Annotated in this window: 1 protein-coding gene; it reads left to right on the top strand. The window is 44.8% G+C overall.

Annotated features, from left to right (window positions below; translation table 11 throughout):
- A partial coding sequence (locus tag A4R26_RS08210; RefSeq protein ID WP_165760191.1) for a condensation domain-containing protein occupies nt 1–2,841 on the top strand: 2,841 nt, incomplete at both ends.

Genomic DNA, 2,841 nt, shown 5'->3' with positions numbered 1-2,841 from the left:
TGCAGCAATGTATGGCAGGTAAAGAAGTGCAGCTATCACTGCGCTACGTCATTTTTGGTGGGGAAGCGCTGAACCCGGCCAAGATCAAACCCTGGAAAGAACAGTTCCCGGCCTGCCGGCTGGTAAATATGTATGGCATCACCGAGACTACTGTGCACGTTACCTGCCAGGAACTTGCTCTTGAGCACCTGGACAACAGCAGCAGCGTAATTGGCAAAGCTATTCCGACGCTGACAATTTTTATTTTAGACAATGCGCTCGAGTTAGTGCCTCCAGGGGTAGCAGGGGAGATTTGCATTGGAGGAGCTGGTTTGGCACGAGGCTACCTCAACCAGCCAGCCTTGACAGCAGAGAAGTTTATTGACCATCCATTCGAGGAAGGAGAGCGCCTCTATCGTAGCGGAGACCTGGGACGCTGGCTGCCCGATGGCAATATCGAATATTTAGGCAGAAAAGATGAACAGGTAAAGATCAGGGGGCACCGCATAGAACCTGGAGAAATAGAACATGCTTTAGAGCAGAATAAAGAGATAAACCAGGCAGTTGTAATAGTCAAAGAAAACGAATCAGGAGAAAAAGAGCTGGTAGCCTATATCACTTCCGGTGTTGAGCAAAACACAAGTGAGTTAAGAGCTTATTTAAAACAGACGGTGCCTGAGTATATGCTTCCTGCCTACTTTGTACAACTGGAAGCCATGCCATTAACAGCTAATGGCAAAATAGACAAGAAATTATTACCGAATCCTGAAGGACTGGGATTAACGAGTGGTGTGGAATATGTAGCACCACGCAATGAGACGGAAGCGAAGCTGGTAAAGATCTGGGAAGAAGTCCTTGAGCGGAAAAATATCGGGGTGAATGATGACTTTTTCGCATTGGGAGGCCATAGTTTAAACGCTATACGCCTGGGCAATGAGTATCAAAAGGAGTTGTCTGCAAAGCTGAGTTTAAAAGAGCTGTTCGCTCATACCAGCGTAGCCTCGCATGCCATACTGATAGCATCTTCAACCAGGGAGGCATTTGTTCAAATAGAAAAAGTAAGTCCCCAGGTAAGTTATGCTATCTCAGATGGTCAAAGAAGACTCTGGGTATTGAGCCAGTTTGAAGGCGGTTCGGCAGCTTATAACATACCAGGAAGCATTTACCTGAACCAGGATATTGACATCGAAAACTTCAGGCGGGCGATAGATGCCACCCTCGAACGTCATGAGATCTTAAGAACTATCTTCAGGGAAGATGAGTCAGGAGAGATCAGGCAATGGGTGCTTCAAAGAGAAGGCTTAGGCTTTACGATCGATTACCAGGATTTTAGAAAAGCGGCAAACAAGCAGGAAAAAGTAACAGCCTATATTTCAGCAGATTCCTACCGGGCATTCGATCTGGCAAAAGGGCCTTTACTGAGGGCCGCCTTACTGCAGGTAGCGGAAGCGGAATATGTATTCTACTTCAATATGCACCATATCATCAGCGATGGCTGGTCTATGGAGGTATTGTCCAAAGATGTATTGAAATACTATGAAGCTTACAAGGCAGGCAAAGCGCCTGAGTTAAAAGAATTAAGAATCCAGTACAAGGATTATTCAGCCTGGCAGTTGGCGCAGTTGAAGGATGAGTCATTTAAAGCACACAGGGAATATTGGTTAGATAAACTTTCGGGAGAATTACCACTGCTGGATCTGCCGACGAGCAAACAGCGGCCAAAAGCGAATACCTATAATGGTCATAGTTTGCTCACTTATCTGGATAAGGCAACAACGGCTAAACTAAAACGATATACACAGGAGAATGGAGGCAGCCTGTTCATGGGCTTACTTGCCTCATGGAATGTGCTCATGTACCGCTACACATCACAAAAAGATATCATCATAGGAGCTCCGGTAGCGGGCAGAGCGCACGCGGATTTGGAAGATCAGATGGGTTTCTATTTAAACACGCTGGCTTTAAGAAATAAGGTTAACCCGGAAGAAAGCTTTGCGCGTTTTTACCAGTCTGTAAAAGAGGATACGGTAAAGAGCTATAGCCACCAGATGTATCCCTTCGGCCGGTTGGTAGAAGAATTAAACCTTGAGCGGGATACAAGCAGGAGCGCGGTGTTTGATGTGCTGCTTGATCTTCACAATGGAGAAAGGTCAGAAGGACTTGCATCATTATCAACAGAAGAGATAGATCTGATTATAGATCGGGGATATCGCATATCAAAATTTGATATCGAGGTTATCTTCCAGGAAGAAGGAGACTATTTATCGCTTCAGATAGGCTTTAATACTGACGTCTACGAGAAGGCCATGGTTGAAGGGCTGATAAGGCATTATAAGCAACTGTTAACCGCCCTGCTGGAGACACCGGAAGAAAAGATCTCACAAATAGATTACCTGTCTGAGCAGGAAAAGAATGAATTGCTGGTGACCTTTAACGATACAGCCGTATCTTTTCCAAAAGATAAGACAATAGTAGACTTGTTTGAAGAGCAAGCCGCGAAGACACCGCACAATGTAGCCATAATATTTGAAGATAGAGCGCTGACGTATCGCCAGCTCAACGAAAAGTCTAATCAGTTGGCGGCATATTTGCGACAGAATTACACTATTCAACCAGATGACCTGATAGGTATACAGTTGGATAGAAGTGAGTGGATGATCATTTCGATGTTGGGAGTATTAAAGGCAGGAGGAGCTTATGTTCCGATCGATCCGGAATATCCATCTTCCCGGAAGGAATATATTGTAAAAGACAGTTCTATAGCTCTGCTGATCACTGAGGCGAGTTTCATTTATGATATTGATTATTATGATGGAGCAATTTTTGCCATCGATGTAGAATTTGATCCGGATAATTATAGCG

This window comes from Niastella populi (assembly GCF_002078015.1).
Lineage (GTDB): Bacteria > Bacteroidota > Bacteroidia > Chitinophagales > Chitinophagaceae > Niastella > Niastella populi.
The sequence above is the reverse complement of the archived record's forward strand: the minus strand, read 5'-3'. Positions and strand labels throughout refer to the sequence as shown.